Raw genomic sequence first — 20,164 nt, forward strand, 5'->3', positions numbered from 1 at the left:
TACGATAAGTAGACAAAGGGTCAGTGAGTCTCAAGCCCTCCACACGTTCCCAAGCCAAAAGCGAGCACCACCGGCGGTGGCTGGTCCTGGCCGTGCTGTGCACGAGCCTGCTGCTGGCCGGCCTGGACCTCACGGTCCTGCACGTCGCCGTGCCCGCGCTCGCCCGCGACCTCGACCCCAGCGGGCCGGGACTGCTGTGGATCGTCGACGTCTACTCGCTGACCGTCGCCGCCTTCCTGATCGTGTGCGGCACCCTGGCCGACAAGATCGGGCGGCGCCGGGTGGCGCTGACCGGCTTCGCCCTGTTCGGCCTGGCCTCGCTGGCCGCGGCGTTCGCGCCGTCGATCGGCCTGCTGATCGCCGCGCGCGCCGTGCTCGGGCTCGGCACCGCACTGATCATGGCCGCCACCGTGGCCATCATCCGCAACGTCTTCCCCGACGACCGCGAGCGCGCCTTCGCGATCGGCTTGTGGACCGCCGCGCACAGCGTGGGCACCACCCTGGGGCCGCTGATCGGCGGCGCGCTCGTCGAGCACTTCCCGTGGGGCTCGGTCTTCCTGGTCAACGTCCCCGTCGTGGTCGTCGTGCTCGTCGTCGGCGCCCTGGTCATCCCCGAGTCCTCCAACCCCGAGCCCAGGCCGTGGGACCCGCTGAGCGTCGTCCTGTCGGTGGTCGGGCTCGCGGGCTTCGCCTACGGGCTCAAGGAGGCCACCGCCCCCGGCGGGCTGACGCCGTTCACCCTCGCCGGCGGCGTCGCCGGCATCGCGGTGCTGGTGTGGTTCGTGCTGCGGCAACGCCGGCTGCACCAGCCGCTGCTGGACCTCGAACTGTTCCGCAACCGCCGCTTCAGCGTCGCGATCATCGCCGTGTTCGGTGCGTTCGGTTCCTACGTGGCGATGCTCTTCCTGCTCATGCAGTGGTTCCAGCAGGCGCGCGAGTTCACGCCGTTGCAGGCCGGGGCGGCGATCGTGCCGCTGGCCGTGGCCAACGCGCTCGGGGCCACGCTCGCACCGCGGATCGCCGACCGGTTCGGCAGCCGCTGGTCGATGACGGGCGCGCTCACGGCGTTCGCCGCCGCGCTCGCCTTCTTCGCGGCCAGCCCGCTGACCACCTGGTACCCCGCGCTGGTCGGCGTGCTGGTGGTCTCCGGCTTCGGCGCGGGCATCATCATGACCTCCGGCGCCGACTCCATCACCGCCGTCGTCGCACCCGAGCGCGCGGGTGAGGCCGCCGCCATCCAGGAGACGTCCTTCGAGCTGTCCGCGGGAATGGGCGTGGCGCTGCTCGGCAGCGTGCTGGCGGTCGTCTACCGGTTCAGCCTGACCACACCGCCGTTCCTCTCCGAGGGCGAGGGCGACGTCGCGCGCAGTTCCGTCAATGGGGCCCAGGAGGTCGCGGCGACCTTGTCGCAGGCCGATGCCGGTGCGCTGACGACCGCCGCCGAGTCCGCGTTCGACACCGGCGTGCGCGTGGCCGTCGGCGGTGCCGCGGCGGTGCTGCTCGTGATCGCCGCCGCCGTGGCGGTGCTGCTGCGGCCGCCGTCCGCCGGGGAGGACCCGCCCGACTGAGGTCCGACCGGTCGCCCGGACAACACCCGCGCGTTGTCGCGCGGTTTTTCGGCGCGCGCACGATTCTTTTTCGAGGCATTTTGTTTAGGCTCTGAACAGTCACCCGATCGGAGGTGCCGGCGCGGATTATTCGCGCCGGATACTGATTGCTGAAAGCCGTCGCCGCGAACTTTGTCGACAGATCATTCCCATTCTTCTCGACATCGCAACCTCGAAGGGCGAACAAATGCTGACCGAGCAGCACCCACCACATTCCGCGCTCACTGGTCTAGACCTATTCGTCGGCGGTCCCATCCAGCACGCCATCCGCCCCGACGGGTTCACCGGGCACCTGCGCAGCGCGATCTCCCTGGCGATCGAGACGCTGCGCGGACAGGGCGGCACGATCTTCTCCGCGCACACCGTCGAGGAGTTCGGGGCGCGGACCGCCGCGTTCAGCCCCGAGCAGGTGTCGGCGCGGGATCTGCGCTGGATGTCCAAGTGCGACGTCTTCATCCCCGTGCTGCCCACCTCCGACGAGGAGCTGATGCGCACCGACGGCACCCACATCGAGCTGGGCTGGGCCACCGCCCTCGGGCGGCCGATCGTGCTGGTCACCCGGCAGCCCATCGTCGAGTCGGCCAGCCACCTGCTCAAGGGGCTGCACCGCATCGGCAACGTGCAGGTGCTCGACCTCGACCGGTTCACCCGCGCGCCGTTCCTGCTGGTCGAGGCCGTGCTGCGGGCCACGACGCGCCAGCGCGAGGCCGTGCGGTCCTCCGCCGTCGCGGTGAAGACCCCGGTGGCGGGCCGGTGAGCCCCCGCAGCGGCTCCACCGCGCGCGTGCTCGGCATGGACCTGGCGAACCCGGTCGTCGTGGGCTCGGGTCTGCTGACGGACCAGGCCCGCAACATCCGGCGGCTCATCGCCACCGGCGCGGGCGCGGTGGTCACCAAGACCATCCACCCCAGCCCGCCGCGCGACCTCGACGAGCGCATCCTCAGGCTGCCCACCGGAATGATCAACAGCACCACCTACTCCAAGCGCTCCGTCGGGGAGTGGCTGGGACACCTGCGCGGCTTCACCGAGGACGACCTGCCCGTGATCGCCTCCCTGCACGCCGACAGCCCGGCCGAGCTAGCGGAGCTGGCCGCACAGGTCGAGCAGACCGGGTGCCGCGCGCTGGAGCTGGGCATCTCCTGCCTGAACGAGGAGGACGGGCTGGAGGACACACCGGAGCGGGTGGCGGCCTACACCAGCGCCGTGCGCGCGGCGACGTCGTTGCCGTTCGCGGTGAAGCTGGCCATCGGCGAAAGCCTGCGCGACCGGTCCAAGGCCGCGCTCGACGCCGGTGCGGACGCGCTGAGCATCAGCGACACCATCCCGGCCGCGGCCGTGTCCGTCGCGGGCGAGCTGGAGCTGGGCGGTGTGTTCGGCTACTCGGGTCCCGGCATCAAGCCGCTCGTGCTGGCCGCGATCCACTCCCTGCGCAGGGCTGGTGTCGGCGCGGAGATCCTGGGCATCGGCGGCATCGCCACGGCCGACGACGTGCGCGAGTACCTGGCGGTCGGGGCGACGGTCACCCAGGTCTACACAGCGCTGCACACCGACATGTACTCCACGCTCGCCGCCATCGTCGCGGGCGTCGTCGAGCACGAGCCGGACGGAGTGGTGGTGTGAGCCGCTACTTCGCGGACCTCAGCAGCGCCGAGGTGCACGAGGCGCTGGCGGGCGCGACGGTCATCTGGCCCATCGGCTCCACCGAGCAGCACGGTCCCCACCTGCCCCTGTCGGTCGACTCCGTGCTGGCCGAGGCGTTCGCTGCCGAGCTGGCCGAACGGGTCGACGGCCTGCTGCTGCCCACGCTGGACATCGCGGCGCGCTCGCTGCCGCAGAGCGGTGGCGGACTGGCCTTCCCCGGCACGCTCTACGCCTCCGGCGCCGAGCTGATCTCCTACGTTCGCGAGGTGCTGCGCTCGATCGCGGAGCTGCCGCTGGCGCGACTGGTGGTGCTCAACGGGCACTTCGAGAACGAGGCGCTGCTGCTCGACGCCGTCGACGACGCCACGCGTCCCGGTGGTGCGCTGTCCGACCGCGAGGTGCAGGTCTTCAGCTGGTGGAGCCTGGTCGACGACGCGTGGGCGCGCGAGCACGTCGAGGGCTTCCCCGGCTGGCACGCCGAGCACGCCGGGCACACCGAGACCAGCCTGATGCTGCACCTGCGGCCCGACCTGGTGCGCGAGGTGCGGCCCGACCACGACACCCCGCCGCCCGCGGGGATCTACGTCCACCCGCTGGAGGTCTCCAGGGCGAGCACCCGCGGTGTGCTCAGCCGCACCTCCGGTGCCAGCGCGGAGTCCGGTGCCCTCCTCTTCGAGCACGTGAGCGCGCGTGCCGCGAAGTCGGTGGCAGAGGGCTTCGGGCTCGTCCGCCGGCAACCACCGTTCGACAAGGAGTGAGCATGGCCTCCACGTTCCACCTCGCCTTCATCCTCAACTTCACCACCGACGACTGGCGCGGCCAGTTCGGCTCCGGCGGTGACACCTGGGACGGCGAGTTCTACATGGAGATCGCCAAGGCGCTTGAGCGCGCCTGCCTGGACTACGTGATCATCGAGGACAAGCTGATGGTCCCGGAGACCTACGGCGGCAGCGCCGCGGCGGCGTTGCGCCAGGCCGCGATCGCGCCCAAGCACGACCCGGTGCCGCTGGCCGCCGTGATGGGGAAGTCGACCACGGAGCTGGGCATCGTCGCGACACTGTCCACACTGGCCTACCCGCCGTTCATGACCGCGCGCCTGGCGTCCACGATGGACAGCCTGCTCGGCGGCCGGTTCGGCTGGAACATCGTCACCAGCGCGGAGGACCTGGCCGCGCAGAACTTCGGCCTGGACGCGCTGCCCAGCCGCGAGCAGCGCTACGAGATGGCCGACGAGTACGTCGACCTGGTCAAGCAGCTGCTGGCGTCCTGGGACCACGACGCGGTCGTGCGCGACCGGGAGAAGGGCGTCTACGCGGACCCGGACAAGGTGCGCCCGATCCACTTCCGCGGCAAGTACTTCTCCAGCCGCGGCCCCCTCAACACCGTGCCGTCGCCGCAGCACCGGCCCGCGTTCGTGCAGGCGGGCGCGTCGCCGAGGGGACGGGCCTTCGCCGCCCGAAACGCCGACTCGGTCATCGCCATCGCCAACGGCCCGGCGGAGATGAAGGCCTTCCGCGACGACATCCGCAAGCACGCGGAGGCCGCGGGCAGGGACCCCGACGAGATCAAGGTCCTGTTCTGCGTCACGCCGACCGTCGGCGAGACCGAGCAGGATGCGCGCGAGAAGCACCAGCGCATGGTCGACAACGACGACTTCATCGCCGACGTGCTGGTGCAGGTCTCCGCTCTGACCCAGATCGACTTCGCGCAGTTCGCGCTGGACGAGCCGTTGCCGCACAAGCTGGAGACCAACGGGGAGAAGGGCACCCTCGACCAGTTCCAGCAGTGGGGCAGCGGGAAGACGCTGCGGCAGCTGGTCACGGAGAACGCGGGCGGCCTCGTGTCCTCTGTGGAGCTGATCGGCACGCCGGACTCGGTGGCGGCGCGGATGGGTGAGGTCATGGAGGAGGTCGGCGGCGACGGGTTCATGCTCACCACCCCGTTGCTGCGCCTCAACCGCCGCTTCATCGCCGACCTGACCGACGGCCTGGTCCCCGCCCTGCAACGCCGCGGCCTGGCGCGCAGCGCGTACACGCCCGGCCAGACGCTCAAGCAGCGCCTGCGCGAGTTCTGATGCCCGTTCGTCCCGCCGCTCCTCCGTCCGTCCGACACCGTGCCCGGCCGGCAGGAGGTCGATCACGGGACTTCCGAGAGCGAGAGAACAGTGACCACTCATCTGACCAGCCCGGCGGACTGGCGGACGTCCGCGCGCTACACCGGGATCATCCCGGTGGCGGTGCTCGTCGTCCTCGGTGAGGACGGCAGGCCGACCCTCGTCCGCCAGAAGGGCGGACCGTTCGCCGGCCGCTGGATGCTCCCCGGCGGCGTCATCGAGCTGGGCGAGGCGGCCAAGGCCGCGGCGGTGCGCGAGTGCGCGGAGGAGACCGGCATCGAGGTCCCGGTCTCGTGCGTCACCGGCATCGGCACCTACGAGATCATCGCCGACTGGCCGGGCACTCCGCGCTACCACGTCCTGCTGTCGGCCCACCTGGCCGAGGGGAGCTACCGCCTGCCGGCGGGCTTCGTCGGTGACAACGGAGGGGGTGTGGTCCAGGCGGGTCCCGACCACGTCCGGCTGCACTCCACCGACCGGCGCATCCTCTCCGACGCGGGTGTCGTCCGCACTCCCGCGCGGGTGCTGGAGGACGACCTCGACAGCGACCAGTTGACCATCAGCGTGCTGAGCTGAGGGAGCGATGTTGCCCATGGAAGACGACGACAGCCCCATCCGCGTCACCATCGTCAACGGGAGCCTGCGACAGGGGAGGTTCGCCCCGGTCGTGAGCTCGTGGGTGCACTCCCGCGCCCTGCGGCGGCCCGACCTGCACGTCACCCACCTCGACCTCCAGGACGTGCTCACCCCCGAGCACTGGGAGCAGCCGGGGCGCAACCTGGTGTGGGTCGACGCCGTGGCGGCGTCCGACGCGTTCGTGGTGGTGACCCCCGAGTACAACCACAGCGCGCCCGGCCTGCTGAAGCACGCGATCGACAGCGTCAACCAGGAGTGGTACCGCAAGGCCGTCTCGTTCGTCTGCTATGGCGGTCTTTCCGGTGGCCTGCGCGCCGTCGAGTCCCTGCGGCTGGTGTTCGCCGAGCTGTACGCGACGACGGTCCGGGAGACGGTGTCCTTCCACGGCGCCAAGAAGTGCTTCACAGCCGACGGCCTGCCCAAGGAGGAGGAGATCGCTGACGCCGCGGCGGACACGATGCTCGCCGAGCTGACGTGGTGGGCGCGTGCACTGCGCACGGCGAGGAAGGCCGGTGTTCCCATGCCGACATGACAACGGGAGCGGGCGGGCACGGATGCCCGCCCGCTCCCCGGCGCGGCTCAGGTCCGCGCGGGCTGGAGCTCCGCCTCGGGCACGTCGGCGCGGCGGGCCGCACGTCCCAGCAAGGCGCAGAAGCCCGCCGCGATGGTGGCGAGCACGGCGATCGTGACCGCCATCGGCACCGCCGAGTGCCCCTCCCTCGCGCTCACCAGCGGTGACACGACAGCGGCGAGCCCGAACTGCGACGCGCCCAGCACCGCCGACCCGGTGCCCGCGGCCTGCGGCACGGCGTCGAGCGCGAGCGCCGTGGCCGGACCGAGGACGAACCCGAGCGACGCGACGGCGAAGAAGATCGGCACGACCAGCCAGGCGGGGCCGACTGGCACCGCGAGGACTGAGCGAGCAAGTCGTCGGATACCTGTCGGCGGATGGGTCGATGGACCAGAAGGGCGTTGTACTGTGCCGTTGTGTCAGCGGATCTGAAACGGGCCTTCCCTGGTTTGGTCTTCGGCCTGTCGGTTGTGGCGTTGTGGGGCCTCGGGATGGCTGTTTTCACACCGTCAGCGAACACTGGTTTCGACGTTTCGCTGACGTCGTATCCTTCTTGGCGAGCTGCCGCGTTGTGGTGCGTGTCTGTCGTACTGGTGGCAGCTGCCGCTCCGGTACTTGTTACGCGGTCCCGGGTTGTTCCGACTGACGGCATGCTGCCGGCTTCGATTCGCTGGTTCCTCTCAGCGCGGGAGCGATCGCGTGGGTAGCCGGGTGGATCGACATGCTCAGCTTCTACGACGGGCTTCGTCCGATGGGAATCGCCGAGCACGTGGCTGGGTCCCACCCGGTTTCTTGCCGGCGGATGGGGGCAGTGGCCCGCTGCGTACCCAGGTGATCCGATCAAGTCGGTGATCGTCGGGTTCGCAGGGGTGGCCGTGATGGCGTTGTGGGCGCTGCGGCGTCGGTGGCCCGATCTCATGGTGGCTGCGGCTGTGGCCAGTGTGGCCTTGTCGGTCTCTGCTGCCGTCCGCGATCGCGTCCCCGCCGCTAATGTTCTGTCGCCGACACCGTACAACGCCGCCGAGATCCTCTGGGGGCAGGCAGCGATCACGGTCGTTGCCGGCGCAGCACTGACGGTGGGAGCGGTGATGAGCCGTTTCGTGCGGCGTCAGCGCAGGTAAGGCTCATCGATTTCCGGTTCGGTGCCGAAGCAGCGAAGCTGGTGTTGCGCCGTGCTTTACTCGTCGTCGGGCAAGGCCGCGGAGAGCCACATTCGGATCCGGTACCGCTCGAAGCCGCCTGGCTGTGCGGTGACGAGGGCTTCCCTGTGGACAGCGATGTCCTCGTGTTCGAGGATCTCCTGCCGTGCTGCGAGGGCTTGTTCGCGTGCCTGATAGGTGACCTCGAGCGCGTAGATACCTGGTCCCGCCGGCAATTGCGCGTCGAGTGCGTCGCCGGTGGGGGAGCTGAGGACGAGCAGGCCACTCGGGCACCCGAGTTCGAACAGCTGGGGTTTCGACCAGCCGCCTTCGTCGGCTCCCTCAGGGGGTGCGGACCACGTCTCGAGGCGTGCGGACACCGGCAGCAGGTCCTGCGCACAGTTGATCACCAGCTCATAGCCGGTCGACGCCACGATGGTCGCCTGGGCGTGTGTGATGGCCTCGTCGAGACCTGTGCCGGCTCGTTGTCCTGGTCGCGCACGGTGAGCAACCGGTGGGCGGGCACGGTGATCAGCTCGTGGTGACCCAGTAGCCCCGGCACGGCACACCCTCTTGTCGCTGTTGTTCGATCAGGTGGCCTGGGCTTGCCCGCAGCTCTTGCCGCGTGTGCGGGCAAGCCCAGATTGTGCCGATCACTTTAGCCGGACATGACGTTCACGTAGAACGCATCGTTGTCCAGGATGCGGTTCTGGCCGTAGAATCCTGCCAGTTTGGTGCCGCCTCGTTGATTGTCGCCGGCATCGATCGGCCGGACAGAACCATTCCACATGCCTTACGGCGTTGTGTTCCGTATCGGCTTGCCCCTTTGAGGAGTTCCGCGGCGCGATCGCCGGTGTCTGGCCACAGTTGGATGAGGTAGTGCTCGAGAATGTCGAGGCTGGATTCATCGACGGCGGAGTCGCGTCCGGTGGCGTGAACGCGAGCCCTGTAGCGACCGGCGGTCTCGGTCGCGGGTGTGCGGAGTTGTCCGGGGATGTCGTCCATCAGCGCGCTGACTCGAAGTGCTCCTGCGGGTGCGTCGAGGGAGACCTCGACGACGTCTTCCCAGGCGTCCAGATCCGGCTCCGGCGGGTCCGTGTGGCGCTCTACTACGAGTTCGACGGGCCCGGTGTGGATGCCGGCGTTGATGCCGAGCAGTCCTGACGCTGTGGTGGCCAGTCCGTTGCTGTGCCACGACAGCCGACCGCCGTCCTCGGGGTAGAAGCCTTCGTCCAGCATGAAGAACTGGTGGTAGGACACTCGTACCTCGCCGGACAGGCGGATCGGCTGCCGTGTCACATTCATGCCTCCTGATCAGACGATCTGGACGTAGAAGGGATCGAAGTTGATGATCCGCTGGTCACGATAGAACGCGGACAGCTCCCTGCCACCCTTTTCATTGTCTTCTTCTTTGATCATCCTGGCGCTGTAGAGGCCGCCGCCGAGGAACGCGCCCTGGTTGGTCGAGGCGAAGGGATACTCGTCGCACTGCTTCCCGTCCGGCCGGGGGAGGCTTGAAGGACAGGACGTGCTGCGGTTCTTGTCCATCAGGATTCGGTCGGTTTGCCGTGTCAGTGGGCTCCCGCTTGCGGGGGAACCCGGAAGGCCGGCGCGTTGAGTGTCAGCGATGTGCGTGGCGAGTTCTCCGTTGTGTAGGTCAAGGTGGGGGTAACCGAGTGTGCCCATCTGCGTGAAGATGATGGTCCATCGGCTCTGGTGCGCCATGATCGTGCCTGCGGTTCCCGGCACGATGTCCGACATCGCGCGCACGGCCCCTTGAGGGTTGTCGCTGAGCAGGCGGTAGGGCAAGTCGCTGCTCGTGACGCTGCAGTCGATAGGGCATGACGCGATCGCTTCGGGGAATCAAGCCGTTGAGGTCGCCCCAGCCGTCCGGCTTGACGGTGACTGCTACCCCATTGTGAGGTGCGCGGGGTCGTGCTCATCCACCCCCACCGAAAGGGCACTGTCACCGTCCTCCAGGGTCGGTGGCGTGGGTGCGCGGTCGAGGTCCGATTGCCGATCCGGAGACGCCGATCTGCGTGCGCAACCCCTTGGGTGTCCGTGACCACGTCGAGGCGCCGCGACAGTCGCCGTGCCGCCGTCCGGCGGTAACAGCGTGACGAAGATATAACCGGGAACGGCCCGGACCACGTGAATTGCCCCATGTGCAATGACTGCGGATTCCGATGATCGGGCTATCAGTCCCACGAACGGTATTTCGTGATGGCGGCAGACGGGTGAATCCTCTCGACAGCGATTCTGGCGGTCTTGGACAGTTCCATCGTGCGCGGTTTCCTGCAACCACTCACCACATGCATTCCGTTCCCACCACGCACAGCGAACGGTATGCCCGGAAGGAAAAACTCCATGCACGACGACGATGAGCCGGTAGGCCGTGTACTCGGCCGACGGCAGGCGCTGATCCTGCTCGGCGCCGCAGGCGCGACGCTCACGGTCGCGGGATCTCCCGTGGCCGGCGCCACCCAGACAACCGGCGGCCCCGAGGTCTGCGCACCGGCGCTGAACTGCGTGGTCAAGCCGGAGCAGATGGAAGGTCCCTATTTCGTCGACAGGATGCTCAACCGGTCCGACATCCGAACCGACCCGGCCACCGGTCGGCCGTCGCCAGGAACGGCGCTGACGCTCAACTTCACCGTCCAGTCGGTCCGCCCGGGACAGTGCACCCCCCTGCCTGACGCCACAGTGGACATCTGGCAGTGCGACGCGCTCGGGCTTTACTCGGACATCCCGTCGCAGGGGAGTTCTGGTCGCCGTTTCCTGCGCGGCTATCAGAAAACCAACACGGATGGGAAGGCACAATTCATCACCATCCTGCCCGGCTGGTACACCGGCAGGACGCTCCACATCCACATCAAGATCCGGACGACTGGCACCAACGGCCGTCCGTACGAGTTCACGTCACAGCTGTACTTCACGACCGCGTTCGGCGCGGCCTACCTCCAGACCCAGCCGTACGCGCGTAAAGGCCCTGCGGACACCACCAACAACAGGGACTCCATTTACCTGAGGGGTGGTGCCCAGATGGTGCTGAACCCCACCAGCACCGGGACCGGCTACAGCGCGGACTTCGCGATCGGTCTCGACCTGTCCAACACCCAGGTCGGCCTCCCCGACTGATCGGGACGTTCGCCGGGCCTTCTCGACCTCGTTGTACTCCACCCTTCCAGTCCGAGTAGGACGGTCAGGTCGTCGGCGGGGAAAGGGAAGTGGTACCGGCAGAGTCCCGACTGCCCTTGACCGGGCACTGGTGATTCCGGGGTGGCCCTCATGAATGGGCTGCTGCCGCCGCCCGGGATCGCCTTGCAGGTCGAAGGCAGTGAGTTGCGCGGTTTGCCGATGCGCGGTGAGGTCGTCAGCACCGGCTGCGCCGCGAACCGCGTTCACCGGACGACACCTCGACCGGGCACATCCCGATCTCGATGATCTGCGTCGACTCGCCCGGCGGCGGCGTTCCTGCTCAACAGGTCGCCTCGACGTCGACGACCAGCACGTGGTCCACCACCATCACGTGCTGATCGTCCCCGGCGTGTGAATCCGATCAGTTGAGTTCCACCCCGACAGCGGACACGAACTCACCCGCTGCGACAGCGGCGGCGACGACCTCGATGTCGTCCGCCATGAACCGGTCCTCGGCCAAAGTGGGCACCAACGACCGGACCTTCGAGTACGTGGCCGCAGACTGCGGGCTCAGCCCGGACCGCCGCCCCGCCACGTCCACGGCCTGCGCGGCCGCCAGGTACTGCACGGCGAGAATCCGGGTGTTGTTGGACAGCACGCGGCGGGCGTTGCGTGCCGAGATCAGGCCCATGCTGACGATGTCCTGGTTGTCCCCGTTGGACGGCACACTTTGCGTGGACGCGGGGCCGATCGTCCTGTTCTCCGCGACCAGCGCCGTGGCCGGGTACTGCGCCCCGGCGAACCCGCTGTTCAGACCAGGATCGCCGGCGACGAGGAACTCCGGCAGGCCGTAGTTGAGGTGCCTGTTCAGCAGCCGGTTCGTCTGCCGTTCGGACAGCACACCCAGCTGCGTCAACGCGATCGTCACGTAGTCCATGGCAAACGCGATCGGCTGGCCGTGGAAGTTGGCGCCGTGGAAGATCTCCCTGCCCTCGAAGAACAACGGGTTGTCGTTCGACGAGTTGAGCTCGATCTCCAGCTTGCGCACGGCGTCGTGCAACGTGTCCCGCACCGCGCCGGCCACCTGCGGGACGGCGCGCATGGTGTACGCCTTCTGCAGATAGATCTCCGTGCGCTGCACGTCCTTGCCGTCGTGCCCCTCCTCCAGCTCGCGCCGCAGGTCGGCGTGCTCGACGGTCAACAAGCTGCCCGCGAGCAACGCCCGCAGGTTCGCGGCCGAGGCGATCTGGCCGGGGTGCGGGCGGGCGATGTCGTGACCCTCGGCCAGAAACGGGCTGGTGGAGCCGCGCAACGCCTCGATCATCAGCGCGGTCACGATCTCCGCCTGCCGCACCTGCTCTAGTGCCCGCGCCACGACCAGCGAGCCGAGGCCGGTCATCGCGGACGTGCCGTTGATCAGTGCCAGACCCTCCTTGAAGCGCAGCTCCAGCGGCTCGATGCCCTTGGCCCGCAACACCTCCCCGGTCGGCACGGGCTTGCCGTCGCGCAGCACGTAACCCTCACCGATGACCGTGCTCGCCACGTGGGCGAGCGGCGCGAGGTCACCGCTCGCGCCGAGCGAGCCGATCTCCGGAATGGCGGGCGTGATGTCCGAGTTGAGGTACAACGCCAAGCGCTGCAGCACTTCCGGCCGCACCGCCGAATACCCCTTTGCCAGTGCGTTCAGCCGCGCCGCCACGATCGCGCGTGCCTCGTCGACGGCGAACAGCGGGCCGACGCCCGCGCTGTGGCTGCGCACCAGGTTCGTCTGCAGTTCCACCTCCTTCGCCACGTCGACGCGCATGTAGATCATTTCGCCGTAGCCGGTGGTCACGCCGTAGATCGGGATGTTCTGCCGGGCGATGTCCTCGAACATCGCGCGGCTCGTGGCCGCCTTCGCGAGCGCGGCCGGTGCGACCGCGCACTCCTGCCCCAGCTCCGCGACGCCACGGACACCCGCGATGTCGAGGTGCTCACCGTCGAACTCGACCAGACTCAACTGATTCCCCTTCTCAGTGTGGTTGCGAGCAGCACCACGGCGAGCGGGTACAGCAACGCCCACCCGCCGAACGGCAGCACCAGCAGGCACCCCAGAAACGCGACCACGGCGCAGACACGACCGATGTCGTCGGGTGGCAGCACCTTCACAGCGGCCGCGGTGCCCGCCAGGTACAGCACGAGGAACGTGGCGCTCGGCCATGCCAGCAGTTCCCCGAGATCAGGTCGCAGCAGTGCGTCCGCGAGCAGCACCACCGCGAAGAAAACTCCCAGGCACGCCAACGCGACCCACGGCGTGCGGTGCCGGGAGTGCAGCCGCGCCAACGCTTTCGGCAGCTCGCCCACGCGCGCCTGGGCGTACAGAAGGCGGGAGAGGCCTGCGATGTTCGTGTGCACGGCCACGAACGCGCACGCCAGCGCGAACACCGCTGTCGCCACCCCTGCCGCCCGGCCGAACGCGGACGCGGCGGCCACGCTCATCGGCGCCAGCCCGTTGCCCTGCAGGTACGCGCCGGTACCGATGGTCACGAACGCCGCCGCGCAGTACAGCACCGAGAGCACGACCGACGCGATCCCCATGCTGAGCGGCAGATCGCGTCCGGGGCGGCGGAAGTCCTCCGCGAGGTGCACGACCATCTCGAACCCGATGTAGGACCAGAAGATCAGCAGTGCGGCCGCTCCGACCGCCATCCACCCGTTCGGCACAAACGGCGTCAGAAACCCGGACCGCACATCGGGCAGTCCGGCGACGGAGATCGCCGCGATCACCGCACCCACGGCGGCCACAGCCCCGGTTTGCACCGCCGCGGACGCCTTCAGCCCTCGCGAGTTGAGCCACAGCGACACGAACAACAGCACCAGGGCCAACACCGAGGCGGCAGCGTCGGGCAGGCCGAAGTACGACGTCACGTAATGCGCGCCGACCAGCGCGATCACCGGCACGGACAGCGGCACCGAGGCGAGGAACCACCAGCCGCACACACGGGCGGACCGAGGCCCGAAGGCGTGCGAGACGTAGGCGATGATGCCTCCGGCGTCCGGGATGCGTGCCCCGGCCCGGCCCAGCGCCACTGCCAACACCAGCCCGAACAACGACATGACCCCCCACGCGACGAGCGCGGCCGGTCCGGCGGTCCGTGCGGTCAACGCCGGCAGCACCAGCACGCTCGGTCCGAGCACCGCGCCGACGGCGAGTGCGGTCCCGGCGGGCACGGTCAAGTGCCGGCGCAGGCCGGTTTCCCCCATGAAGGATTCCACCCCAATGAGATAGCAGTGCGTGATTGTCCAACTCCGTACCGTAACCACATCAGCGTTGGTTCGTCGAGGTTCCAACCGGAACTTGTTCCGGTCCGCGGTTCGAACCAGGCCAGTACTCCAGCCGCACTTCGTGGTCCTTGGCCTGTCTGCGCTGGCGGTGGAAGGCTTTCGCGCGGCGCTGGTGCCTGTGTGCGACCAGCTCGCCGCCGACGAGCACGGCTCGGTGCGGCACGTCGTGCAGGCGGTGCGGGACCAGGTCGTGGACGAGCGTTGCGACCTGTGGGTGTGCCTGACGGACCTGCCGCGCAGGGACGGCACCGATCCGGTGGTCGCGGATGCCAGTGCCGACGACGGCCTCGCTGTGGCGTCGCTCCCGGCACTGGGCAGCTGGGCCTGCGCCGCAAGACCGGTGATGTCGTCAGTGCCGTCGTTGCCGAGCTCAGGGATCATGAGGTCTGATGAAGCGGCGTGCGCGGCGGGTGGACTCGCCGACCGACGACATCGGTGTGCGGTTGTGGCACCTGGTCTACGCGGCCGGTTGCGGATGTCCGCGGGCGTGGTCAGGGCGAACCGGCCGTGGCGGCTCGCGATGGGCATGTCCAGCATGCTCGTGACCACCTTCGGCACGGGGCCTACACGTTGATCAGCCCAACCATGTGGATGCTCGGCGCGCAGTCGAGCGTGGTGAGGCTGGTGGCGGCGATGCTGCTGTCGATCACCGCCATGGTGACGTGGCTGGTTGTCACGCACGACCTGTGGGAGCGGCCGTCCGACACGAAGGAGAAGGCGCGGGCGCGGCTGTACAACCTCACGACGGTGGTCATGCTGGTGCTGGGGGATCTCCAGGTTGTACGTGGCGTTGTTCCTGGTGGTGCTCGGCGCGGCGGTGTTGGTGCTCGAACCGTCCGTGCTGGCGCAGCAGATCGCTCACTCTCCGGCCGTGCGCGACTACCTGGGCCTGGCGTGGTTCGCCGCGTCGGTCGCGACGGTGGCAGGGGCGCTCGGTGCGCGCCTGGAGAGCGACGAGGCGGTGCGCAACGCCGCCTTCGGTCATCGCCAGCAGGAGTACCGCGAGAACCTCCAGAAGTGACCCAGCGGGACCACTGTCCGCTGTGGAGCTCCGCCTCGTGGACCGAAGCGTCGCACGCGTGCGGTGCGGAAGCGTTCTCACACCTCAGCCGCTGCGAGCCGCAGAGCCAGGAACGACCAGTCCGCTCTCGTAGGCCACGACCACAGCCTGAGCGCGGGTGGTCAGGTTCAACTTCCGCATCGTGTGCTTCACGTGCGTCTTCACCGTCGCTTCGCTGATGGCGAGCTGGTCCGCGATCTCCTCGTTGGTCGATCCGGTCCCGAGCAGCCGCAGGATCTCGGTCTCTCGTGGCGTCAGTTCCAGCAGCCGGGTGTTCGCCTGGAGTTCGACGCGGTGACGTTGTGCGTAGGTCTGGATCAGCCGCAGGGTGATGGCCGGCGAGATCAGCATCTCTCCTACCGCGACCGTGCGCACCGCCGCGATGATCCGATCGGGAGGTGTGTCCTTCATGATGAACCCGGCGGCTCCGTCGGTCAGCGCCGTGTAGACGTACTCGGGGATGTCGAAGGTGGTCAACACGACGACCTGGGTCTCCGGGCGCATCGCGAGGATGCGCCGGGTGGCGCTGAGTCCGTCCATGACCGGCATCTTGATGTCCATGAGCACCACGTCGGGCGTCAGATCGGCGACCAACGCCACGGCGCGCTCACCGTCTGACGCCTCGCCGACGGGTTCGATGCCGGGTGCGGCGTTGAGCAACGCCATGAGAGCGTGGCGAACGAGGTACTGGTCGTCGACCACCAGGACGCGGATTGCCATGACATCTCTCCAGCACGTGCATTCGGTCGGCGGTCGAAATCAGGCCTCGTCAGGAATCGGCAGGCGCAACACGACCTGGAACCCTCGGGGAGAGCGGTGTCCGGCGTCCAGGATGCCACCGTAGAGTTCGGCGCGCTCACGCATCCCCCGGATGCCGTGCGATTTCGCCTTGGCGCCGGAAGGTCTCGGCGCGCCGTCATCGGTGATGGTCAACAACAGTTCGTGCGCACGGTAGTCGAGCACCACCTCCACAGCTGCAGGACCCGCGTGCTTGAGGACGTTGGTCAAGGATTCCTGCGCGACGCGGTAGGCACAGAGGTCCTGCCCGGAGGGCAAGGCGCGCGGTGTTCCCCGGACCACGAGTTCGACGGCGAGACCGGCGTCGCGCGTGCGGTTCACCAAACCGGGGAGAGTGTCGAGGCCAGGACTCGCCAGTTGCACGTCGGGAAATTCTGTTTCGTTCTCCACCCGCAGCACGTCGAGCAACCTGCGCATCTCGGTCAAGCCCTGCCGGCAGGACTCGGAGACGGTTGAGATCGCGGTACGCGCGGTGGCGGGATCGGACGCGATGGTGTACTCGGCCACCCCGGTCTGCAAGGAGATCACAGACATGTGGTGCGCGACGATGTCGTGCAACTCCCGTGCGATCCGCACTCGCTCGTCGGCGGCCGCGCGACCTGCTCGCTCAGCTGCTTCCTCGGCACGCCTGGCCCATTTCTTGGAACTCTCGCCGAGTATCCAGGCAACGAACAGGACCAGGACGGTCTGCACGGCTTCCGACCATTTCAGCGTCGCCTCCCCGACGTATTCGGGCACCAGCAGGCATAGTGCCGAGGTCACTGCCATGACCGCGGCGGTCCGTGAGCTGCGCACGTTGGCGACGGTGAACACGCCGACGAGCACACCCAGCCCCATGTTGCCCAGGACGCCATGACCGAAGAACGTGTAGGCGACCGTCGAACCGAGAATCATGCACAACGACGTCACCGGCGCGATGTGACGGATCACCATCGGCGCCACTGTGAGCGCGGCGAGCGACAAATCCGCAGGTGTGAGATCAGCGCCGAAATATTCCACTTGATTGGCCAGGGTGAGGGCCGTGGCAACCAGGGCGAGAAGAAGGTCTGCCCACGCCGGTCGGAGAAGCTTGCGCACCGGCGGGACGCTACCACGGGATTCTTGTTCGGAAACACAAGAGATCCGCTCTACCACCAGAGGGGTAGGACGGACGACCAACAAGGATGACGACATCGCGTGAATGCGTTCTTACGGTGATGTCGTGAGTACGAAAACGAGCGCCTTGGTGGCGCTGCTTGCAATATCGTTTGTGGCCGGATGTTCACCGGCCGGTGCCGAGCACGACACGGACGACGCGGTTCAGGCCTCTTTGCAGAAAGACGCCGACGCACTGGTGGCGAAAGGTGCTCCCGGCGTTCTGACCGAACTACGCACGCCCGGCGGTGCGGTGAAGGTCCGCAGCGGAGCAGGCGACACCGACGCGAAGACACCGGTGCCGTGGGACTCCCACTTCCGCATCGCGAGCTTCAGCAAGACCTTCGTGGCGACCACGCTGCTCCAGCTCGTCGGCGAACGCCGCCTGTCACTCGACGACACCGTCGAGAAGTGGCTGCCCGGAGTCGTGACCGGCAGTGGGAACGACGGCAGCAGGATCACCGTTCGTCAGCTGCTCCAGCACACCAGCGGCATTCCCGAGTACATCGCCAGCGTGCCCGTGTTCACCGATGACGACTTCCGGCAGCACCGGTTCGACAAGCACTCCCCGGCGGACCTCGTGGCCCTCGCGATGCGTCAGACACCGACCTTCGCGCCCGGCGCCGGCTGGAGCTACTCCAACACCAACTACGTGCTGGCCGGAATGATCATCGGCAAGGTGACCGGCCAGGACTGGCGCACCGCCGTCGACGAGCGGATCGTCCAGCGCCTGGGATTGCGGAACACGTCGGCCCCCGGTCACTCGACTGCGCTGCCGCACCCCCACGCGACCGCGTACGAGCGCTTCCCGGAAGACGTCACAGCGGATCCGTTGCGCTTCGGAAAGCCCGTCGACGTCACCGAGCTCAACCCGTCCTACGCCGAAGCGGCGGGAGAGCTGGTCAGCACCACCAACGACGCGCTCGTCTTCCTGCGAGCCCTGATCTCGGGCGAGCTCCTCGCTCCCGCGGAGCTGGCCGAGATGCAGAAGACGGTGCCGGCGCCGAGCCTGCAGTCGGTGTGGCCGGAAGCGCGGTACGGACTGGGCATCGCCTGGATTCCCACCGCGTGCGGCGGATTCTGGTCGCACGCAGGTGACATCCAGGGCTTCCAGACCCGCAACGGGATCACGCCCGACGGCAAGCGCAGCGTCATCGTCTCGATGAACACCGACTCGGTGATCCCGGTGGAGTCGTCCACCCCGCCGACGCCGCTCGAGGACCCGTCCTTCGACCTGGTCAAGAACGCGCTCTGCGACCGCCGCTAGCACGGCGTGCCGGCTCAGCTGAACTGATCACTGAAGCTTGCTCCCGTGCCCTGTGGACGGGCCTGTCCGAGACTTGTGCGGACCGATGACGCGTTCGACTTCTGGCAGCCCTGACAACGACATCGCCGTCGTTGTTCTGGGCCTGCGGTTGGCTGGTGGCATCTGCGAACCGGCGGACTTCTGGGTCGGCTTGATCGCGGCACGCAGTGAGGACGGGGACCTCGCAGTCAGCGCCGTCCTCGGTTGGATTGGGCTGATCGTGCCGTGCTGGCCGCGTTGGTCCGCCAGTTACCGGTGTGGCTGCGAGAGCACCGGTTGATGTCCGGGCACCGCGCTGCGGTGGCATCGACGGTTGGTCGCGAAGAAGTGGGCCTACCCGAACCCGGCTGGGCGAGTGCGGGTCGATAACAACGTGGTTGGATTCCGATCAGCGAACGCTGGTGTGGCACGATGGTCTTGCCGCACGCGGCAAAGCTGAACCCAAACGCCCGAACGGCGTAGATCCCATTGTTCCATTTTGGCATGGAATAACCGGGCCGCCACCAGAACTGGTTTCACTGACGCGTCAAGAGGTTCCAGCGCCTGGTCGACGTCGCCGCACTGATACGACTGGTCATCTCGCCGCTCGCGGACCGGCGTCGTTGCCCTGATCGCCAATCCGACGCCTTGCCGTCCGACCCCGTCCTGGGAGCGCTACCGCCGGGCCTGACCGAAGCTGAAGTGAGCCACCGATGGACACATTGTTATTCGGACAGTTGCAATATCCGGCTGTGCCATCGCGCTGGGTGAGTTGGAGATGCACACCCGGATGGCTTTGGTGCCCGACACCTGGGAGGACCCGCATCTGATCCCGCTGACCGAGCTGCGGGAGAACCCCGCCGAAGACTCCGCGCTCGCAGTCGGTGCGCGGTGAGCGGGCGCGGCAGCAGCAGACGCGGCACCCCGGCCGTGGCCCGTCGGCCCCTGCTCGGCACCGCCGGGTGTGCAGGACGGCACCGAGGACGGTTGCGCGGGGTTCTTCCGCGGCGAGGGTGGGCGTGAGTACCGGTTCGACTTCAGTCGTTGTCCACTGCCGGGCTGGTACAGGCTGATGGCCGCAGCCATGGCACAGCGGGTCGGCCTCGCCGGTGGCCTGCGCACTCAGCAGTCGGCGCGCGTGTGCTGGCGGAACCACGCGGGGTGCTCGGGCGCGCCGCCCTTCGACGCCACCACCGCGTAGCTGCCGTCGTGCTCCACGCGCATGACGGGCATGCAGCGCAGCTGGCCGCTCTTGGCACCACGCACGGTCAGGAGGACGATGGGCCGGTCGAAGATCAGGACGCCCTCGGTGGTCCCGGTCTCCGGGATCTGCTTGGTCTGGTTCTGCACCCAGTCGTCTGGGCTGAGCGCCACGGTGTCGTCTGCCCTGCAATGATCAACATCGTACGGGCCGCGAATGTTCCCCACGATCGGGTCAGTGGGCGCTGAACTGCTCTTCCGTCGGCTGGACCACGTCAGGCCGGACCGGTAGCGCGGGCAGCACGAACCGTTCGCCGTAGGGGTCGGTGACCGCGACCGGCCCGCCGCAGCCGTTCTCGGCGAGGAAGCAGTCGTACCCGGCCCTCGGCAGCTGCCGCCACTGGCCGGGGCACAGGTCGGTGACCCGGACCGTGACGCTCTTCCCGTTCGCGGCCTTGACCAGCACGTACGTACCACAGGCCGCTGAATTCCCGTAGTCGGCCCAGCTCATCGCGACG

23 protein-coding genes are annotated in these 20,164 nt (G+C 68.3%); 12 read left to right on the plus strand and 11 right to left on the minus strand.

All coding sequences use genetic code 11. The features are described 5' to 3' along the window. Positions 1-23: 23 nt before the first annotated feature. The 7 genes from ACZ7CH_RS10310 (at position 24) to ACZ7CH_RS10340 (ending at position 6,529) form a co-directional block, all read left to right on the plus strand. Positions 24-1,568, plus strand: a complete 1,545-nt coding sequence (locus ACZ7CH_RS10310; protein WP_470373647.1) for an MFS transporter — start codon at positions 24-26, stop codon at positions 1,566-1,568. Between the two features lie 226 nt (positions 1,569-1,794). Further along, positions 1,795-2,364, plus strand: a complete 570-nt coding sequence (locus ACZ7CH_RS10315; RefSeq protein ID WP_458431781.1) for a nucleoside 2-deoxyribosyltransferase — start codon at positions 1,795-1,797, stop codon at positions 2,362-2,364. Continuing rightward, positions 2,361-3,227: a beta/alpha barrel domain-containing protein gene (locus ACZ7CH_RS10320; protein WP_458431782.1), complete on the plus strand. Its 867-nt coding sequence runs from the start codon at positions 2,361-2,363 to the stop codon at positions 3,225-3,227. Before ACZ7CH_RS10315 ends, ACZ7CH_RS10320 begins: the two co-directional genes overlap by 4 nt. After that, on the plus strand, positions 3,224-4,006 hold the full coding sequence (locus ACZ7CH_RS10325; protein ID WP_458431783.1) for a creatininase family protein: 783 nt from the start codon (positions 3,224-3,226) through the stop codon (positions 4,004-4,006). The genes ACZ7CH_RS10320 and ACZ7CH_RS10325 overlap by 4 nt, the downstream gene beginning before the upstream one ends. Before the next feature lie 2 nt (positions 4,007-4,008). Beyond that, entirely contained in the window at positions 4,009-5,322 is a 1,314-nt protein-coding gene (locus ACZ7CH_RS10330; protein ID WP_470373648.1) for an NtaA/DmoA family FMN-dependent monooxygenase, read from the plus strand. 90 nt (positions 5,323-5,412) lie between these two features. Continuing rightward, positions 5,413-5,937 (plus strand): NUDIX domain-containing protein, encoded by a 525-nt coding sequence (locus ACZ7CH_RS10335; RefSeq protein ID WP_458431785.1) that lies wholly within the window; start codon positions 5,413-5,415, stop codon positions 5,935-5,937. 16 nt (positions 5,938-5,953) lie between these two features. After that, positions 5,954-6,529 carry an NADPH-dependent FMN reductase gene (locus ACZ7CH_RS10340; RefSeq protein WP_470373649.1) on the plus strand — a complete coding sequence of 192 codons (576 nt, stop codon included), beginning with the start codon at positions 5,954-5,956 and terminating at the stop codon, positions 6,527-6,529. A gap of 47 nt (positions 6,530-6,576) precedes the next feature. Here ACZ7CH_RS10340 and ACZ7CH_RS10345 read toward each other — a convergent pair whose 3' ends face one another. After that, entirely contained in the window at positions 6,577-6,903 is a 327-nt protein-coding gene (locus tag ACZ7CH_RS10345) for an MFS transporter (protein ID WP_458431787.1), read from the minus strand. Positions 6,904-7,416: 513 nt separating this feature from the next. On the opposite strand from ACZ7CH_RS10345, the gene ACZ7CH_RS10350 reads away from it, so the two are divergent. Beyond that, positions 7,417-7,689: a hypothetical protein gene (locus ACZ7CH_RS10350; RefSeq protein WP_470373650.1), complete on the plus strand. Its 273-nt coding sequence runs from the start codon at positions 7,417-7,419 to the stop codon at positions 7,687-7,689. A gap of 56 nt (positions 7,690-7,745) precedes the next feature. On the opposite strand, the gene ACZ7CH_RS10355 is transcribed toward ACZ7CH_RS10350, so the two are convergent. From ACZ7CH_RS10355 to ACZ7CH_RS10365, 3 genes are all read right to left on the minus strand, one after another. Beyond that, positions 7,746-8,141 carry a hypothetical protein gene (locus ACZ7CH_RS10355; protein ID WP_470373651.1) on the minus strand — a complete coding sequence of 132 codons (396 nt, stop codon included), beginning with the start codon at positions 8,139-8,141 and terminating at the stop codon, positions 7,746-7,748. Between the two features lie 241 nt (positions 8,142-8,382). Then, positions 8,383-9,012 carry a hypothetical protein gene (locus ACZ7CH_RS10360; RefSeq protein ID WP_470373652.1) on the minus strand — a complete coding sequence of 210 codons (630 nt, stop codon included), beginning with the start codon at positions 9,010-9,012 and terminating at the stop codon, positions 8,383-8,385. Between the two features lie 9 nt (positions 9,013-9,021). Then, on the minus strand, positions 9,022-9,516 hold the full coding sequence (locus ACZ7CH_RS10365; protein WP_458431789.1) for a NucA/NucB deoxyribonuclease domain-containing protein: 495 nt from the start codon (positions 9,514-9,516) through the stop codon (positions 9,022-9,024). Positions 9,517-10,074: 558 nt separating this feature from the next. Between ACZ7CH_RS10365 and ACZ7CH_RS10370 the strand changes: the two genes are divergently transcribed. Next, the gene (locus ACZ7CH_RS10370; protein WP_458431790.1) at positions 10,075-10,845 is read left to right on the plus strand and encodes a dioxygenase family protein; all 771 of its coding nucleotides are present in this window, start codon (positions 10,075-10,077) and stop codon (positions 10,843-10,845) included. A 421-nt stretch (positions 10,846-11,266) separates the two neighbouring features. Here the strand turns inward: ACZ7CH_RS10370 and cmdF are convergent, their stop codons facing one another. Then, complete coding sequence (gene cmdF / locus ACZ7CH_RS10375) at positions 11,267-12,844, minus strand: tyrosine 2,3-aminomutase (protein ID WP_470373653.1); 1,578 nt, start codon at positions 12,842-12,844, stop codon at positions 11,267-11,269. Continuing rightward, complete coding sequence (locus tag ACZ7CH_RS10380; protein WP_470373654.1) at positions 12,841-14,088, minus strand: APC family permease; 1,248 nt, start codon at positions 14,086-14,088, stop codon at positions 12,841-12,843. The genes cmdF and ACZ7CH_RS10380 overlap by 4 nt, the downstream gene beginning before the upstream one ends. Before the next feature lie 169 nt (positions 14,089-14,257). Here ACZ7CH_RS10380 and ACZ7CH_RS10385 point away from each other — a divergent pair, with 169 nt between their 5' ends. Continuing rightward, complete coding sequence (locus ACZ7CH_RS10385) at positions 14,258-14,743, plus strand: hypothetical protein (RefSeq protein ID WP_470373655.1); 486 nt, start codon at positions 14,258-14,260, stop codon at positions 14,741-14,743. On the opposite strand, the gene ACZ7CH_RS10390 is transcribed toward ACZ7CH_RS10385, so the two are convergent. Next, positions 14,733-14,924 carry a hypothetical protein gene (locus ACZ7CH_RS10390; RefSeq protein ID WP_470373656.1) on the minus strand — a complete coding sequence of 64 codons (192 nt, stop codon included), beginning with the start codon at positions 14,922-14,924 and terminating at the stop codon, positions 14,733-14,735. The two genes, ACZ7CH_RS10385 and ACZ7CH_RS10390, sit on opposite strands and share 11 nt — an antisense overlap. Before the next feature lie 29 nt (positions 14,925-14,953). Here ACZ7CH_RS10390 and ACZ7CH_RS10395 point away from each other — a divergent pair, with 29 nt between their 5' ends. Further along, positions 14,954-15,190 carry a hypothetical protein gene (locus tag ACZ7CH_RS10395; RefSeq protein WP_470373657.1) on the plus strand — a complete coding sequence of 79 codons (237 nt, stop codon included), beginning with the start codon at positions 14,954-14,956 and terminating at the stop codon, positions 15,188-15,190. 84 nt (positions 15,191-15,274) lie between these two features. On the opposite strand, the gene ACZ7CH_RS10400 is transcribed toward ACZ7CH_RS10395, so the two are convergent. Further along, on the minus strand, positions 15,275-15,949 hold the full coding sequence (locus ACZ7CH_RS10400; protein ID WP_470373658.1) for a response regulator: 675 nt from the start codon (positions 15,947-15,949) through the stop codon (positions 15,275-15,277). A gap of 39 nt (positions 15,950-15,988) precedes the next feature. After that, complete coding sequence (locus ACZ7CH_RS10405; protein WP_470373659.1) at positions 15,989-17,104, minus strand: sensor histidine kinase; 1,116 nt, start codon at positions 17,102-17,104, stop codon at positions 15,989-15,991. A 124-nt stretch (positions 17,105-17,228) separates the two neighbouring features. Between ACZ7CH_RS10405 and ACZ7CH_RS10410 the strand changes: the two genes are divergently transcribed. Continuing rightward, entirely contained in the window at positions 17,229-18,428 is a 1,200-nt protein-coding gene (locus ACZ7CH_RS10410) for a serine hydrolase domain-containing protein (RefSeq protein ID WP_470373660.1), read from the plus strand. A gap of 1,140 nt (positions 18,429-19,568) precedes the next feature. On the opposite strand, the gene ACZ7CH_RS10415 is transcribed toward ACZ7CH_RS10410, so the two are convergent. Together ACZ7CH_RS10415 and ACZ7CH_RS10420 are read right to left on the minus strand one after the other, a co-directional pair. Beyond that, positions 19,569-19,820, minus strand: coding sequence for a nitroreductase/quinone reductase family protein (locus ACZ7CH_RS10415; RefSeq protein ID WP_470370443.1), 252 nt, complete (start codon positions 19,818-19,820; stop codon positions 19,569-19,571). 61 nt (positions 19,821-19,881) lie between these two features. Further along, on the minus strand, positions 19,882-20,157 hold the full coding sequence (locus ACZ7CH_RS10420) for a hypothetical protein (RefSeq protein WP_470373661.1): 276 nt from the start codon (positions 20,155-20,157) through the stop codon (positions 19,882-19,884). Positions 20,158-20,164: the final 7 nt, after the last annotated feature.

It is taken from the genome of Lentzea sp. NPDC037011 (assembly GCF_055607425.1).

What these genes read in the sequence shown, in the direction of transcription:
- ACZ7CH_RS10400 (WP_470373658.1), bottom strand. Translation starts at nt 15,949, where the DNA reads ATGGCAATCCGCGTCCTGGTGGTCGACGACCAGTACCTCGTTCGCCAC.
- ACZ7CH_RS10370 (WP_458431790.1), top strand. Translation starts at nt 10,075, where the DNA reads ATGCACGACGACGATGAGCCGGTAGGCCGTGTACTCGGCCGACGGCAG.
- ACZ7CH_RS10380 (WP_470373654.1), bottom strand. Translation starts at nt 14,088, where the DNA reads ATGGGGGAAACCGGCCTGCGCCGGCACTTGACCGTGCCCGCCGGGACC.
- ACZ7CH_RS10330 (WP_470373648.1), top strand. Translation starts at nt 4,009, where the DNA reads ATGGCCTCCACGTTCCACCTCGCCTTCATCCTCAACTTCACCACCGAC.
- ACZ7CH_RS10340 (WP_470373649.1), top strand. Translation starts at nt 5,954, where the DNA reads ATGGAAGACGACGACAGCCCCATCCGCGTCACCATCGTCAACGGGAGC.
- ACZ7CH_RS10315 (WP_458431781.1), top strand. Translation starts at nt 1,795, where the DNA reads ATGCTGACCGAGCAGCACCCACCACATTCCGCGCTCACTGGTCTAGAC.
- ACZ7CH_RS10390 (WP_470373656.1), bottom strand. Translation starts at nt 14,924, where the DNA reads ATGACCACCGTCGTGAGGTTGTACAGCCGCGCCCGCGCCTTCTCCTTC.
- ACZ7CH_RS10360 (WP_470373652.1), bottom strand. Translation starts at nt 9,012, where the DNA reads ATGAATGTGACACGGCAGCCGATCCGCCTGTCCGGCGAGGTACGAGTG.
- ACZ7CH_RS10420 (WP_470373661.1), bottom strand. Translation starts at nt 20,157, where the DNA reads ATGAGCTGGGCCGACTACGGGAATTCAGCGGCCTGTGGTACGTACGTG.